We start from the raw sequence: 14,719 nt of genomic DNA, 5'->3' as shown, positions 1-14,719 counted from the left end.
GACGCAGACAACGCCCCCGCAGGGAGAGGAGATCTGACCCCATGAGCATCATCATCGACATCCATGCCCGCGAGATTCTGGACAGCCGCGGCAATCCCACGGTCGAGGTCGACGTCACGCTGGAAGACGGCACGATGGGCCGCGCCGCGGTACCGTCGGGCGCCTCCACCGGCGCCTACGAGGCGGTCGAGCGCCGCGACGGCGACGCGGCCCGCTACAAAGGCAAAGGCGTGCTCGAGGCCGTGGCCGCGGTGAACGGCGAGATCGCCGAGGAGATCGTCGGCATGGACGCCACCGAGCAGGTCGGCATCGACGGCGCGATGATCGAGCTCGACGGCACCGACAACAAGGGCCGCCTCGGCGCCAACGCGATCCTCGGCGTTTCGCTCGCCGTGGCCAAGGCCGCCGCGGATTACACCGGCCAGCCGCTTTATCGCTACGTGGGCGGCACCTCGGCGCGCCTGCTGCCGGTGCCGATGATGAACATCATCAATGGCGGCGAACATGCCGACAACCCGATCGACATCCAGGAATTCATGATCATGCCGGTCGCCGCGGAGAATATCCGCGACGCGGTCCGCATGGGCTCCGAGGTCTTCCACACGCTGAAGAAGGAGCTTTCGGCCGCGGGCATGTCCACGGGCCTCGGCGATGAAGGCGGCTTCGCGCCCGAGCTGGGTTCGACCCGCGACGCGCTCGATTTCATCCTGAAAAGCATCGAGAAGGCGGGCTACACGCCCGGCGAGGACATGTATCTCGCGCTCGACTGCGCCGCGACCGAGTATTTCAAGGACGGCAAGTACGAGATGAAGGGCGAAGGCAAGTCGCTGTCATCCGAGGAAAACGCCGATTACCTCGCGGCGCTCTGCGACGCCTACCCGATCATCTCGATCGAGGACGGCATGTCCGAGGACGATTGGGACGGCTGGAAGATGCTGACCTACAAGCTCGGCGACCGGGTGCAGCTTGTGGGCGACGATCTCTTCGTCACCAACCCCAAGCGCCTCAAGGACGGGATCGCCCGCGGCGTGGCCAACTCCATGCTCGTGAAGGTGAACCAGATCGGCTCGCTCACCGAGACGCTGCAGGCGGTCGAGATGGCCCATCGCGCGCGCTATACCAACGTCATGTCGCACCGCTCGGGCGAGACCGAGGACGCGACCATCGCCGATCTCGCCGTCGCCACCAATTGCGGGCAGATCAAGACCGGCAGCCTCGCGCGCTCGGACCGGCTGGCGAAATACAACCAGCTCATCCGGATCGAGGAGATGCTGGGCGAGACCGCCGAATATGCCGGCACCTCGATCCTGCGCGGCTGATCTTCGGCCCCGCGATCCAGCGGCATGCGGGCCTGCGGGCCCGCATCCATGATGTCTCGTCCGGGGCCTGTGGCCCCGGCCTCGGATCGGCGCGGGCCGATGCGTGAGCTTGCCGATCACATCGGATCGCGGCTCGCGCATGTCACGCCCGCCCGCAACCTGCCCTCCATTCGCGTAACCGGGATTTGGCCCGCGGCGCATCTGGCGACGCGCGCCGGGACCGATCCGAACGCCATCGCGCTGCGTGCGCACCGTCTGAGGCTCACCGGGGGCGGCATCGACGCGGCGCTGACCCATCAGAAGCCCATCCTCGACGGCATCGCCGCCGCGCGGCGCATGCTCGACGGGCACGATCCCGAAAGCTGGGCGCGGCACCTCGACGAGAGGGTGTTCTTCTGGCCCGAGGCCCGCGGCGCGGCCTTCCGGGCCAGCATCGCCCGCGATCTGCCGCTCGCGGTGCTGTGGTTCTCGACCGACGCGCTGCTGGCGGCCCATGCCGCGCGCATCGCGCTCTCACCGATCAATTCGGGCAATTTCCGCCAGGGCGGCGCCCGGGCCCGGCGCGGCGACTGGCTATTCGTCTCGGCAACGGACGGCTTGCCCGCGTTTCGCGAGAACCGCCGCCGGCGCGGGCTGGCCCGGGGGCCCGACCGGGTCGCGGAGCTATCGCTTGCGGGCGGCCTCGATCCCGACGCCCTTGCCGCATGCCTTCTTGCAATCGAAGCGCCGCCCGGATGCAACCCCGACGGCCCCTGAGGCGTTCGTCCCCGAAATCCTCACAATCGAACCACAACGGAGCATTCATGTCCGGCTGGATCACCACCTTTATCACTGAATACGGCTATTGGGCGGTGGCCGGGCTGATGTTCATCGAGAACGTCTTTCCGCCCATCCCGTCCGAGATCGTCATGCCGCTTGCGGGCTATTCCGCCTCGGTCGGGGACAAATCGCTGTTCCTGATGATCGTCGCGGGCGCGGTGGGCGCGATCGCCGGGGCGATCCTGTGGTACTGGATCGGCATCAAGATCGGCACGGCGGGCCTGCGCCACTTTGCCGCCCGGCACGGGCGCTGGCTGACCCTGACGCCCGAGGACGTGGACCGCGCCGATGCCTGGTTCGACGCCCATGGACACAAGGCGGTGCTGGTCGGGCGCCTGATCCCCGGTGTCCGCACGCTGATCTCGGTCCCGGCGGGGCTGTCCGAGATGACCCTGCGGCGCTTCCTCATCTATACGAGCATCGGCACGGTGATCTGGACCGCGTTCCTCGCGGTCGCCGGTTGGTATCTCGGCCAGCATTACGAGGTGGTGGGCCGCTATACCGGCCCGGTCTCTAACCTCGTCGTGGCGGTGTTGGTGCTGTGGTATCTCTGGCGGGTGGCCACCTATCCCACGCGCGGGGAGTGATCGACGGGTATCCCGGCCGTTATCGCATCCCGCAACCGGTCAGCTGCGCTGCGCGGGGTGGCCGCGACGGCCCAGTCACGCGTGCCGCAATCCGGCCCGGCCTGGCGAAAGATGGTCCGTCCCGCAGGCCCGAACTTGCGGCTCAGCTCTCGGGCTCCTGGTAGACCCCCTGCGCCTTCAGCGCATCGACAACTTCCTTCGGCATGTAGGTCTCGTCGTGCTTGGCGAGGATTTCCGAGGCTTCGAACGTGCCGTCGACCAGCCGTCCGGTGCCGACCATGCCCTGGTTCTCCTCGAAGAGATCCGGCAGCACGCCGCGATAGGTGACCGGAACGCTGGCGCCGCCATCGGTGACGCTGAAGGACACGGTCTCGCCCTGCCCGCGCTTGAGGCTGCCCTCCTCCACGAGCCCGCCGATGCGGAAGACCTCGTTCGGGGCGGGCGGCGCCTCTGCGACCTGGCTCGGCGAGCGGAAGAAGTTGATGCCGTCGCGCATCGCGTAGCCGATGAGCGCGGTCGAGGCCATCAGCGCCACGGCGGTCAGCGCCACGATCTGGATGCGGCGTTTCTTCTTGAGGTTTTTCAGGGCCATGATCTTCCGCTCCCCCCGGAGAAATATGCGATGTTTCGCATATATGCGCTTTGGCGCCCCGCGCCTAGAGCCTGCGCGCGCATCCGCAGCGATGCGGCCGCGCGTATCGGTAGGCAAAAACGAGGAGCGGATCGGCCCGTGCGGGCGCACCCGCAGGGAAGATCGCCGGACCCCGTCCGCCAGCCCTTCCAACGAAGCCCACGATCACCGCCCGCTCTCCCCAATACGATCCCCGTGCGCCTTGCCATGCCCGCCCCGCACCTGGTCCTCGAGATGCCGGGCCAGCGTCTTGCGGTTGGGGAAATCGTCCACCCGGACGGGCGGATGATAGGTCAGTTCCACCGCGCCCTGCCGCGGCGCCGCCAGCGTCTTCAGAAGGTGCGGGCCGAAAGCCATGTTCCCCCACCACCCGTAGAAATGCGCCGGCGCATTCCCCGGCGGCTGATAGCGGATCGTGACCGCCTGCAGATGCATCTCGTGGCGGATACGCGGGTTGAGGAAGGCCTCGAACAACGTGGTCTTGAAGGGCAGGACGCGCATCCCGTCGGTCGAGGTGCCCTCGGGAAAGAACACCAGCTTGTGGCCGTGATGCAGCCGCCATTCGAAGATGCGGGTCTGCTCGGCGGCGTGGCGGCGGTCGCGTTCGATGAAGACCGTGCCCGTGGCCCGCGCGAGCCAGCCGATGCCGGGCCAGCCCGCCACCTCGGCCTTGGACACGAAATAGAGGTTCATCCGGGAATTGAGCGCGAAAATATCGAGCCAGGACGTGTGGTTGGCCACCAGCGCGCCATGCTTGCGCAGGGGCGTGCCACGGTGCCGGATCGGCAGGCGCAGAAGGACGAAGGCCGCGCGGCAGACCCCTTGGGTGATATAGGGCGTGACCGGGCGGCGCATGCCGCAGAGCGGCCGCTCGATCAGCCGGGTGAGCAGCAAGAGCGCCAGCCCGCCGAAGACCACGAGGCCCAGAGGCACGCCCCGTCCGACGACGCGCAGCCAGTCGCCCGGGCCGAGGCGCGGCGTCGCGGGTTCCTCGCGGCCGTCCCAGGTGGTCATCGGGACCCCGCGCCGAGCCGTGCGCCGGTCTCGCCCCGGTCGCCCTGCTCGCCCCTGTCGCCCGCGCGCGGCGCATAGACGCCGCTCTGCCGCGCCGCCTTCAGGCGCGCGGTCTCCATGACGAGGCAGACATCGACGGTGTTGAAGGCCCGGTCGACGAAAGCGCCCTCGCCCACCATGCCGCCCAGCCGCAGATAGGCCTTGATGAGCGCGGGCGTGTCGCGCACCGCCTGACGGCGGTCGATGCGGTCTTCGGGCAGAAGGTCCATCGGCTGAAAGGCGCGCGAGCGCACGCGCAGTTCGGGCGGCGCAAGGTGGCGGTGATGCAGGTTGGCCAGCGGCTGGGCCAGGGCCGCGGCGTCGGTGCCGTGAAAGCTCGCAACGCCGAACAGGATCTGCGGGCCGTGATCCTCCACATAATCGGCGACCCCCTGCCAGAGATGCATCATCGCCGCCCCGCCCCGATAATCGGGTTGCAGGCAGGAGCGCCCGAGCTCCAGCAGCGGACGGTTGGTGCGGCGCAGCGGCGCGAGGTCGTATTCCCCCTCCGAATAGAACCCTCCCACGGCCCGCGCGCCCGCATCGCGCAGCAATCGGTAGACGCCCACCACCGGATCGGCTGGCCGGGCATCGTCGTAAAGCAGCAGGTGATCGCAGACGGCATCGAAGCGGTCCTGCTCTATCCGCGCGGCGTGGTCGACCATGGTGCCGCCGCCGCCCAGCTCCTCCACGAAGACCCGGTAGCGCAGCCGCTGCGCCGCGCGGAGCGCATCCGGCGTCCGGGCCAAGCCCACGCGAAATCGCGGTCCCCTGTCCGGCATCGGCATCGGCATCCAGACGGTCCTTTCCAAAAACCCGGTCCAGTTAGGCAGCCAGCTCCGTGATTGCAACGGCCGCGGGATCTGCTGTTAAGGTTCTGCTAAGCATGTGGGCCTAGTCTTCCCCGAAGACCGGCACCAGGAACACGCGGGATCCATCGATGACCACCTTGCCTTCATCCCTGAAATTCACCGTGATGCGTCCGTTTATGTTGGACTGCACCTGGCCCCTTCCCCAGTCCGGGCGGTCGGGGTGCTCGACCAGCATGCCCGGCTCGAGCATCGCATTCAAATCTTCGGACATGGACGGGCCTCATGGATAAGACGATGATTTCACGACACGGTACCGCAGACCTCGCGGCGCTGATAGGCTCGCGCATCTGCCACGACCTGATTTCGCCGATCGGCGCGATCGGCAACGGGATCGAGCTCATGGCGATGATCCCCGGCGGCGCCGACGGTCCGGAGCTGGAGCTCGTGTCGGATTCCTGCCGCGCGGCGCAGGCGCGCATCCGCTTCTTCCGGGTGGCCTTCGGCTCCTCGATGCAGTCCGACCAGACGATGTCCGCCAACGAAGCCGGCGCGATCCTCATCGATTTCGCCTCAGGCGGGCGGCAGCGCCCCGATTGGCAGGCCACGGGCGACCTGCCGCGCAGCGACGTGCAGCTCGTGTTTCTCGCCTATCTCTGTTTCGAGACGGCGCTGCCGCGCGGCGGGCGGATCGACATCACCCGGCAGGACGGGCATTGGCAGCTGCACGCGGACTCCGAGGCGCTGTCGGTGGATGCGTCGCTCTGGTCGACGCTGACCGGAACGCCCCTGACCGAAACGCCGACGCCCGCCCATGTGCAGTTCATGCTGCTGCCCATCGTCGCCGCCGATCTCGGCCGCGCGATCACCGTCGGACGCGGCGAGGCCCGCCTGACGCTGTCGGTCTGACGGCGCCCGGCAGCGCCCGCATGCCCGCGGCCCCGTCCGATACGCCCGCGCTATGCGGGCGCGTCACGCCCGCGTGGTGCCGTCGCCCGTCACGAGATACTTGAAGCTCGTCAGCTGCTCGACCCCGACCGGTCCGCGCGCATGCATCTTGCCAGTGGCGATGCCGATCTCGGCGCCCATGCCGAACTCGGCCCCGTCGGCGAACTGCGTCGAAGCGTTGTGCATCAGGATCGCCGAATCGACCCGCGCGAAGAAACGCGCGGCGGTGTCGGCATCCTCGGTCAGGATGCATTCGGTATGCGAGGAGGAATGCCGCCGGATATGCTCGATGGCGCCGTCCACGTCCGGAACGACCTTCGCGGCCATGATCATGTCGAGATATTCGCGGCCCCAATCCTCTTCGCCAGCCGCCACGACCCCGGGGATCTCGGCAAGCCGCGCGTCGCCGCGCACCTCGACGCCCGCATCGATCAGCGCGCGGATCACACCCTGCCCGATCGTCTCAACCACGTCCTCGTGGATCAGCAGGCACTCGGCGGCGCCGCAGATGCCCGTCCGCCGCGTCTTGGCGTTCATCACCACGTCCAGCACCTTCTGCGGGTCGGCGGCCTTGTCGACATAGATGTGCACGATGCCCTCAAGATGGGCGAAGACCGGCACCCGCGCCTCGCGCTGCACGAGCCCGACCAGCCCCTTGCCGCCGCGCGGCACGATCACGTCCACGTACTCCGTCATGCCCAGGAGGTGGCTGACCGCCACACGGTCCCGGGTGGGCACGAGCTGGATCGCGTCTTCCGGCAGACCTGCCGCGCGCAGGCCGTCGACGAGGCAGGCATGGATCGCCTGGGAGGAATGGAAGCTCTCGGAGCCGCCGCGCAGGATCACCGCGTTGCCCGCCTTGAGGCAGAGCGCGCCCGCATCCGCCGTCACGTTGGGACGGCTTTCATAGATCACGCCGACGACGCCCAGCGGCGTGCGCACGCGCTGGATGTGCAGACCCGAGGGCCGGTCCCATTCCGCCATCACCGCACCCACCGGATCGGGCAGCGCGGCGATGTCGCGCAGGGCTTTCGCCATCGCCGCGACGCGCGCGGCATCCAGCGTCAGCCGGTCCATCATCGCGTCCGACAGCCCCTTGTCGCGCCCGTATTCGAGGTCCTTCGCGTTGGACGACAGGATCTCCGGCAGGCGCTGACCGAGCGCATCCGCCGCCGCTTCGAGCGCGTTGGCCTTGGCCTCGGGCGGCGCGAAGGCCAGCGCGCCTGCGGCCCGCTTGGCCCGTGCGCCGATATCCTCCATCAGCGCAGCGATGGTGTCGTGATCCTTCATGTGCCTTCCCTTCGCTCCCGTCTCGTCCGGTCTTATCTCGTCCGCCGATCCTAACACGGATCAGAGCGCCATGTCGTCGCGATGCACCAGAACGGCGCGCCCCGGATAGCCGAGGATCGCCTCGATCTCGGCGGATTTGTGCCCCCGGATCGCGCGCGCCTCGGCGGCGGTATAGCGTGTCAGCCCCTGCCCCAGCGCCGCGCCATCCGCGCCGCGGATCGTCACCGGGTCGCCGCGTCCGAACGTGCCCTCGACCGCGCGGATCCCCGCGGGCAGCAGCGACCGGCCCGCCTGCAGCGCCGCCACCGCACCGGCATCGAGCGTCAGCACGCCGCGAGGCTTCATCGCCGCGATCCAGCGCTTGCGCGCCGTGTGCGGATCGCCCTGCGGCGTGAACCAGGTCGCCGGCGCGCCATCCTCCAGCGCCTTGAGCGGGTGCAGCGCGGAGCCTTCGGTGATCGCCATGGCGCAACCCGCCGCCGTCGCGGTCTTGGCCGCCATCAGCTTGGTCTTCATGCCGCCCTTGGAAAGGCCCGACCCCGCATCGCCCGCCATCGCCTCGATCTCGGGCGTGATCACCGCGATCTCGTCGTAGCGGGTGGCCTGCGGATCGGTGGCGGGGTTGCCCGAATAAAAACCGTCCACGTCCGACAGCAGAACCAGCACGTCCGCGCCCGCGGTCACCGCGACCTGCGCGGCCAGACGGTCGTTGTCGCCATAGCGGATCTCGTCGGTGGCCACGGTGTCGTTCTCGTTCACGATGGGCACAACGCCATGGCCGAGCAGCGCCTCCATCGTCGCGCGGGAATTGAGATAGCGGCGCCGGTCGGCGGAATCCTCGAGCGTCACGAGCACCTGAGCCGTTGTGATCCCGTGTGGCGTCAGCGCCTCTTCCCAAGCCCGCGCGAGCCGGATCTGCCCCACCGCCGCCGCCGCCTGGCTCTGCTCCAGCGCGAGATCGGTGGCGGGCAGGCGCAGCACCCGGCGGCCCAACGCGATGGAGCCCGAGGAGACCAGCACCACATCCGTGCCGCGCGCCCGGATCCGCGCCACGTCCTCGGCCATGGCGTGCAGCCAGTCGCTGCGCAGCGCGCCCGTCTGCCGGTCGACCAGCAGCGCGGAGCCGATCTTGACGACCAGCCTGCGCGCCGCGATCAGGGCTCCCATCCGCCGCTCTCCTCGTGGACCGCGTCCTCCGCGCGCTCGGCCTTGCGGCGGCGCTTGCGGGCCTCCTCGACCTCGGGGCGCAGCGCCCGGAGCACGTTCGTGACCCCGTCGCCCGAGATGGCGGACATGGTGTAGACCCGCGTCCCGGCCTCTTCCTCGAGCTCCTCGCGCAGGAAGGTGATCAACTCGTCGTCGAGCGCGTCGATCTTGTTCAGCACGGTGATCCGCGGCTTGTCGGCAAGCCCCGCGCCATAGGCCTCGATCTCGTCGATGATGGTCCGGTAATCCTCAATGAGCGTGCCCGAGGTGCCGTCGACGAGGTGCAGCAGCGCCGCGCACCGCTCCACGTGGCCGAGGAACAGATCGCCGAGGCCCCGGCCTTCATGCGCGCCCTCGATCAGCCCGGGAATGTCGGCCACCACGAATTCCGCCCCGTCGACCGCGACGACGCCGAGATTGGGATGCAGCGTGGTGAAGGGATAATCGGCGATCTTGGGCCGCGCGTTCGAGGTCGCGGCGAGGAAGGTCGACTTGCCCGCATTGGGCAGGCCCAGAAGGCCCACATCGGCGATCAGCTTGAGTCGCAGCCAGATGGTCCGGTCTACCCCCGGCTGACCGGGATTGGCCCGGCGCGGCGCCTGGTTGGTGGAGGTCTTGAAATGCACGTTGCCCCAGCCGCCATTGCCGCCCTTGGCCAGCGTGACCTTCTGGCCCAGCTCGGTCATGTCGGCCAGCACCGTCTCCTGATCCTCGTCGAGGATCTCGGTGCCCACGGGCACGCGCAGCACGATGTCCTTGCCGTCGCGCCCGGTGCGCTGGCGGCCCATGCCGCCCTGCCCGTTCTCGGCGAAGAAATGCTGCTGGTAGCGGAAGTCGATCAGCGTGTTGAGGCCGTCCACGGCCTCCACGATGACCGAACCGCCATCGCCGCCATCGCCGCCATCCGGGCCGCCATACTCGATATACTTCTCGCGCCGGAAGCTGGCCGCACCCGACCCGCCGGAGCCTGAGCGGATATAGACCTTGCAGAGGTCGAGGAATTTCATGGGTCGCGCCTCGCGGAATGGATGGCTGAGGCGATAATCGGATTGCCGCGCGCGCTCAAGGCCCGCCGCAATCCGCCCCGCATCAGCCGAGTTGTTTCAGATAGGTCCAGGTCGGGATATTCGCCTGGCGCGCGATGCAGAATTGTTCCGCATCGCCGATGTAATCGAAGCCGCAATTCACCAGGACCCGCGCCGAGGCGGCGTTGTCCTGCAGCACCGCGGCGAACATGGTGGCGTTGTGCATCGGGTTGGCCTCCACCAGCGCGCGCACGGCATCCGAGGCAAGCCCGGTATTCCAGAAGGCCGGCGCCACCCAGTAGCCGATCTCGGACTGGTTGCGGTCCATGCGCTTCAGCGCGATCACGCCCATCAGTTCCGGCGCGCCCGACAGCTGGCCGTCGATGGCCCAGATGTCCTCCACCCGGTCGGGGGATTGCGCGCGGGCGATATAGGCCTCGGCGGCGCCCGGCGGATAGGGATGCGGGATCGCCCCGGTCATGCAGGCCACCCGCTTGTCGCCCGCATAATGCGCGATCAGGCCCTGGTCGGACATGCGCAACGGGCGCAGCGCGAACCGCTCGGTCGTGATCGTGGGCTGAAGGCTGGTCTGGTCAAGGCTCATGACGGGTCTCCTCCTGGGATGGGCCGGGCCGCACCCTCCCCGGCGCGGTCGGCCCTGCATGTCATGTATGACGCGGGATCGCGGAATTCATGTGACAGCGTGATATTTAATGATTTCAGCCGCGTGGAGCGGTCGGAATGGATGAATGGAACGAAAGACAAAGGGGACCGGCGCGCCGCCGATCCCCCTCAAGGTGTCCGATATGCGGCTCGGCTTTACTCTGCGGCCTCGGCCACTGGCAGCACGGAAACGAAGGTGCGCCCCTTGAGGCCCTTGCGGAAGGTCACCGCGCCTTCATCCGTCGCGAACAGCGTGTGATCCTTGCCCATGCCGACGCCTTCGCCTGCATAGAACTTGGTGCCGCGCTGACGCACGATGATGTTGCCGGGGATCGCGCGCTGACCGCCATAGAGCTTGACGCCGAGACGGCGTCCTGCGGAGTCGCGACCGTTGCGGGAGGAACCGCCTGCTTTTTTATGTGCCATGGGTTTAGTCTCCTTGATCTGTGCCGCTTACGCGCGCGTCTTGGCCTCTTCGACCCATTCCGGCTTGACCTTCACGGCCTCGAAGCTGTCGGCGTCGATGGCTGCGAGCTGCGCGAAGGTGGTGATGCCCGCGTCGTTCAGCTTGGCTTCTGCCGCCGGACCGATGCCGTTGATCTCCTTGAGATCGTCCTTGGCGCCTTCCGACACGCCAGCCTTCGCGGCGGACTTTTCCTGCGCTTCGTCGTTCTTCACCCGCGCCTTCATGTCCGACTGCTCGGCCTTGTTGGCGACGTACTTCTCCGCGCCCATGCCGCGCGGAAGGATGCCTGCGCCGACCGCGGCCTTCACGCCCGAGGCGTCCGCGCCCGAGGCGAGGATGTCGGTCACGCGGATCATCGTCAGCTGCTGACGGTGACCCTTGGTGCGCTGCGAAGAGTGCTTCCGGCGGCGCTTGACGAAGTGGATGACCTTGTCACCCTTCACCTGGTCGACGATCTCGGCCTGCACGGCGGCACCCTCGACGAAGGGCGCACCGACGGTCGTGCTGTCGCCGCCCAGCATCAGAACCTCGTTGAACTGGACTTTCTCGCCAGCATCGGCCGCAAGCTTCTCCACGCGGAGCGTATCGCCCGCCTGGACCTTGTATTGCTTGCCGCCGGTCTTCATCACCGCGAACATGCGCGTCTTCCTTCTGCTTCCGCGTCCTGTGGCCGCGCCCCTGGGGCGTGTTTCGGGGACCATCCCCGCCTCGAACAGCGCGCCCGATCGGGCGTCATGAATTCAAAACGACAGACGGGGCCCGAAGCCCCGCATGTCAGAGCCGCGCTTATGCGCAGCAGAGGCGCCGCTGTCAAGCACCCGCAGCCGGGAATTTGGCGCGTTCTGCGCCGCCCTGCCCCATCCCGCGACGCTCAGAGATCGGTGCCCGCCATCTCCGCCGCGGCGCCGAGGCCCATGGCGTAGCTGATCTCGTCGTACATCCGGTTGAACCCCGCGAAAAGCGCCTTGTTCAGCGCCTCGCCCGGCTCCGATTCCGACAGCGTCACGTAGCGCTCCAGCGCCTCTTCGGACAGCGGCCCGTAGGCCATCATCAGGTAGCCCCAGACCCATTCCTCGGTATCGGTGCGCGTGGCCTCTTCCTGGCTCCAGATATCGTCGAGCATCTCGGCCTCGCTCATCTCCAGCGCGCCGCCATCCGCGAGCCCCGAATAGAACGCGTAGGAAGCGTTGAGCGCGCCGGTCACGTTCTGCTCTATGAGATCGTTGGTCTCGATGAAGCGCTCGATCAGCTGCAGCTTGGAATCGCCGGTGCCGGTCAGCTCGCGGTATTCCGCCCGCGCCGCCTCCTCCACGCCCTCGTCGAGCAGCGCCTCGCGCGCGCCGATCTCCAAGGCGACCACCTCGCGTCCGAGATCGCTGCCGAAGAACTCCAGAAGCGGGCCCACCGCGTCGGGATCGATCGACGCGCGGAAGGTGTCCGAGACGCTGGCGGTCATCATCGACGGGTCGTAGATGGCATCCACCGTGTCCTGCCAGCTGGCATTGGCGCCGCCGAACATGTCCTGCGCGAGGTCGTCGGCATAGCGCTGACCCTCGGCGCGCATGATCGCCACCGTGTCGTCGATGCGCAAAAGCGCGATGAGCGCGTCGACATCCGCCGTCTGCGCCGCGGCGCCGCCGATCGGCAGGCATGCGGCGAGGCCGAAACCGCCCAGAATGTTGCGCATGAACATGATGTCCGCTCCTTGCCGGCAATGGTATAGAGATACGTGCTGGCGCGGCGCTTTCCAACCGTTGCGGCGCGCGCGCGCAAATTTCCTCTCGGGCCGGGTTGCAAGCGCCCGCGCGCTTGGGTATGTCGCCGCACCAGACCCCCGCGGAGAGGTGCCGGAGTGGTCGAACGGGGCGGTCTCGAAAACCGTTGACCCTTCACGGGGTCCCAGGGTTCGAATCCCTGTCTCTCCGCCACTTTCCCATTTGATAGCAAGAGTTTAGTCAGAGCCTCAGGGCGGGTTGCGTCATTGATAAGCCCCCTGCGATGGGGCAGAGGCGTCATACTATGACCCTTTTTCGAGCTTCCGCCTATGCTGACTATGCCCCTTTTGTCCGGTCTATACTCGTTTCCATACCACCTCGGCGGTGCTCGCTGTCCTGAGCTTTCCGCTCCACGACAGGAAAAAGGGGACCTTGCTGCTGCAACATCCCCCTCTAAGACTCAGCTTAAAGCTTTCTTTACCGGAAACCGTTGTCTCCATCAGAACGCACACGGTCCTGCTGCTGCTGGGAAAGATAGCGAAAATAGTATCGCGCTGTCGTTTTGACCGAGTCGTGGCCGATGCATTTCTGAACCCTGTAAATCGACCAACCCTCGCGCAGCCTATCGATCGCGAACTTGTGGCGCAGATCGTGAAGGCGCGCGCCGAAATCGGTGTCCTGTCCATACTCCCAGAAAAGGCTGGAGGCATCCTGATAGAACCCATGCTCGGTTCTGTTCCAGAACACATAGGCAGACTCGTTCGAACGTGGAACTTTCAAAAGGATGTCAATCGCCTCCTGTGTGAGCTCGATGGTTCGAACTTTCCCCCCCCTTCGTAAATCGCAAGGTAGCCAGAACATTCCCTTCGACCGGCTTTTCCAGTCCAGCGATATCCCGCCATTGCAACCGCGCCATCTCCGTCACCCGTCCGCCAGTGGCACACAGGAAACCTGGAAAATGAGCCAAAGTGCCAGGCGCACGCGCTGAAAGCTTTGCAATCGCTTCATCGGTGGGAATAACGATATCAGGGAGCACTTCCTTCATCCCTTGCCTCTCGAATACTCTGACTGGGTTTTCCTTTATCCAGCCATCATTTTTGATTGCTTTCATCAGCTGACCGAAGGCTGTCAGGTCTCGATTGATTGTGCCTACAGCTACTCGCTCATCCTGGCGTCGAGCTACGAACTCGGACACGATGGAAACACTAACTTCCGATGCCGAGACACTACTGATGTCGCGATCGAGATCGGTAAAAATGTGGTCCAAAACACGGAGGATTTGCCTGAGGCTCGTTTGGTAGCGCTTGCGGGTTTCTGCGCTCCATCCTGAGCCTTCTTGATCCAGTTTTTCGTAGAATTTGACCCAGCCAGCGGAGAACTTCCATTCGAGTTCTCCCGCCTCCTCCTTTCCTCGCAACTCCCCTACGCGGCTCTTGGCCCTTTTTTCCGCAACGCGGAGAGATGTTGTTCGAAGACTTTCTCGGTGGGTTTGGCCGTTGATCTTGACACGGAGCCAGTAGAATTTTGTGTTTGCCGGTTTGTAGATGTTTTTCGGGAGTTTTGTGTTGGTTGACATCTGCTGCCCTCTCTAACCCATTGGAGGGCCAAGTCGTGATCGAACGTCCAGAGGCCGCCGTGTTTGGCGGCTCCTGGAATCCAGTCGTTCGCGGCATGCTGCGTGATCGCCCTCTGGGACAAACCACTCAGCCTTGCGACGACACACGCCCTGAGCCTCGGTTTCATCGTGTCGAGGACATTGGCCGTTTCTCCAGAAACCGAAGTCTGGGTTTGATTAGTTTTTTTGGACATCGATCCGCACTCCATCGCACATTGCTTGTGGGAAGGAAGTAAGGTTCGGCTCATGCCCCGGTGCTTGGTTTGAATGCCTTTCTCAGGGGGCAAAACACATGACCGATTCGTCTGACGTGGAGCTCCTGGAGGCAGAAGACGCATGCCCGCCTCTGCCGCAAAGGTGGACCCAGATCACCTTCATGACGATTTCCTGTGGTCACGCCCTATCTACATCTCCAGCGCACCTCGCCGCGGCATTCGCAAGCATCTTGAGCGATGGAAAGAGGTTTACTGGAAGGGCGTATTCCGTTGAAAAACCCGCGCTTGATCGAGGGCCGTGGTGCTGATTCAATTCCGCCGATGGGTGGGAGGATTGGCGATGATGGGACCGAGGAAG

At 66.3% G+C, this 14,719-nt stretch carries 17 protein-coding genes and 1 tRNA gene; 5 read left to right on the top strand and 13 right to left on the bottom strand.

Features of this window, described 5'->3' with window-relative positions; translation table 11 throughout:
• Positions 1 to 41: 41 nt before the first annotated feature.
• The 3 genes from eno to BW990_RS12410 all read left to right on the top strand — a co-directional run bounded on the left by eno (position 42) and on the right by BW990_RS12410 (position 2,725).
• Entirely contained in the window at positions 42 to 1,319 is a 1,278-nt protein-coding gene (gene eno / locus BW990_RS12420) for a phosphopyruvate hydratase (RefSeq protein ID WP_076448368.1), read from the top strand.
• 99 nt (positions 1,320 to 1,418) lie between these two features.
• Positions 1,419 to 2,075 (top strand): DUF7002 family protein, encoded by a 657-nt coding sequence (locus BW990_RS12415; RefSeq protein WP_200798046.1) that lies wholly within the window; start codon positions 1,419 to 1,421, stop codon positions 2,073 to 2,075.
• 47 nt (positions 2,076 to 2,122) lie between these two features.
• Positions 2,123 to 2,725, top strand: coding sequence for a DedA family protein (locus BW990_RS12410; protein ID WP_076448366.1), 603 nt, complete (start codon positions 2,123 to 2,125; stop codon positions 2,723 to 2,725).
• A 142-nt stretch (positions 2,726 to 2,867) separates the two neighbouring features.
• Here BW990_RS12410 and ccmE read toward each other — a convergent pair whose 3' ends face one another.
• From ccmE to BW990_RS12390, 4 genes are all read right to left on the bottom strand, one after another.
• A complete protein-coding gene (gene ccmE / locus BW990_RS12405; protein ID WP_076448501.1) occupies positions 2,868 to 3,311 on the bottom strand; it encodes a cytochrome c maturation protein CcmE in 444 nt (147 codons plus the stop codon).
• Between the two features lie 210 nt (positions 3,312 to 3,521).
• Positions 3,522 to 4,370, bottom strand: a complete 849-nt coding sequence (locus tag BW990_RS12400; protein ID WP_076448365.1) for a lyso-ornithine lipid O-acyltransferase — start codon at positions 4,368 to 4,370, stop codon at positions 3,522 to 3,524.
• A complete protein-coding gene (locus tag BW990_RS12395) occupies positions 4,367 to 5,191 on the bottom strand; it encodes an L-ornithine N(alpha)-acyltransferase (protein ID WP_076448500.1) in 825 nt (274 codons plus the stop codon). Before BW990_RS12395 ends, BW990_RS12400 begins: the two co-directional genes overlap by 4 nt.
• Positions 5,192 to 5,303: 112 nt before the next feature.
• The gene (locus tag BW990_RS12390; RefSeq protein WP_076448364.1) at positions 5,304 to 5,492 is read right to left on the bottom strand and encodes a DUF3553 domain-containing protein; all 189 of its coding nucleotides are present in this window, start codon (positions 5,490 to 5,492) and stop codon (positions 5,304 to 5,306) included.
• Between the two features lie 11 nt (positions 5,493 to 5,503).
• Here BW990_RS12390 and BW990_RS12385 point away from each other — a divergent pair, with 11 nt between their 5' ends.
• On the top strand, positions 5,504 to 6,127 hold the full coding sequence (locus BW990_RS12385; RefSeq protein WP_234990243.1) for a histidine phosphotransferase family protein: 624 nt from the start codon (positions 5,504 to 5,506) through the stop codon (positions 6,125 to 6,127).
• A gap of 63 nt (positions 6,128 to 6,190) precedes the next feature.
• On the opposite strand, the gene BW990_RS12380 is transcribed toward BW990_RS12385, so the two are convergent.
• The 7 genes from BW990_RS12380 to BW990_RS12350 form a co-directional block, all read right to left on the bottom strand.
• Positions 6,191 to 7,456, bottom strand: a complete 1,266-nt coding sequence (locus tag BW990_RS12380) for a glutamate-5-semialdehyde dehydrogenase (RefSeq protein WP_076448363.1) — start codon at positions 7,454 to 7,456, stop codon at positions 6,191 to 6,193.
• Positions 7,457 to 7,516: 60 nt separating this feature from the next.
• Positions 7,517 to 8,623 carry a glutamate 5-kinase gene (gene proB, locus BW990_RS12375; protein WP_076448362.1) on the bottom strand — a complete coding sequence of 369 codons (1,107 nt, stop codon included), beginning with the start codon at positions 8,621 to 8,623 and terminating at the stop codon, positions 7,517 to 7,519.
• On the bottom strand, positions 8,611 to 9,669 hold the full coding sequence (gene obgE / locus BW990_RS12370; RefSeq protein ID WP_076448361.1) for a GTPase ObgE: 1,059 nt from the start codon (positions 9,667 to 9,669) through the stop codon (positions 8,611 to 8,613). Before obgE ends, proB begins: the two co-directional genes overlap by 13 nt.
• A gap of 82 nt (positions 9,670 to 9,751) precedes the next feature.
• Positions 9,752 to 10,291: a GNAT family N-acetyltransferase gene (locus BW990_RS12365; protein WP_076448360.1), complete on the bottom strand. Its 540-nt coding sequence runs from the start codon at positions 10,289 to 10,291 to the stop codon at positions 9,752 to 9,754.
• A 215-nt stretch (positions 10,292 to 10,506) separates the two neighbouring features.
• Complete coding sequence (gene rpmA / locus BW990_RS12360) at positions 10,507 to 10,776, bottom strand: 50S ribosomal protein L27 (protein WP_076448359.1); 270 nt, start codon at positions 10,774 to 10,776, stop codon at positions 10,507 to 10,509.
• 27 nt (positions 10,777 to 10,803) lie between these two features.
• Positions 10,804 to 11,454, bottom strand: a complete 651-nt coding sequence (locus tag BW990_RS12355) for a 50S ribosomal protein L21 (protein WP_076448358.1) — start codon at positions 11,452 to 11,454, stop codon at positions 10,804 to 10,806.
• A 233-nt stretch (positions 11,455 to 11,687) separates the two neighbouring features.
• Positions 11,688 to 12,509, bottom strand: coding sequence for a DUF2059 domain-containing protein (locus BW990_RS12350; RefSeq protein ID WP_076448357.1), 822 nt, complete (start codon positions 12,507 to 12,509; stop codon positions 11,688 to 11,690).
• 145 nt (positions 12,510 to 12,654) lie between these two features.
• Here BW990_RS12350 and BW990_RS12345 point away from each other — a divergent pair.
• Positions 12,655 to 12,744: transfer RNA gene (locus BW990_RS12345), tRNA-Ser, on the top strand.
• 264 nt (positions 12,745 to 13,008) lie between these two features.
• Here the strand turns inward: BW990_RS12345 and BW990_RS12340 are convergent.
• Both BW990_RS12340 and BW990_RS21390 read right to left on the bottom strand, forming a co-directional pair.
• Positions 13,009 to 13,392: a site-specific integrase gene (locus BW990_RS12340; protein WP_076448356.1), complete on the bottom strand. Its 384-nt coding sequence runs from the start codon at positions 13,390 to 13,392 to the stop codon at positions 13,009 to 13,011.
• Positions 13,319 to 14,107 (bottom strand): hypothetical protein, encoded by a 789-nt coding sequence (locus tag BW990_RS21390; protein ID WP_143526172.1) that lies wholly within the window; start codon positions 14,105 to 14,107, stop codon positions 13,319 to 13,321. Before BW990_RS21390 ends, BW990_RS12340 begins: the two co-directional genes overlap by 74 nt.
• Positions 14,108 to 14,719: the final 612 nt, after the last annotated feature.

It is taken from the genome of Roseivivax lentus, assembly GCF_900156805.1.
GTDB lineage: Bacteria > Pseudomonadota > Alphaproteobacteria > Rhodobacterales > Rhodobacteraceae > Roseivivax > Roseivivax lentus.
The sequence above is the reverse complement of the archived record's forward strand: the minus strand, read 5'-3'. Positions and strand labels throughout refer to the sequence as shown.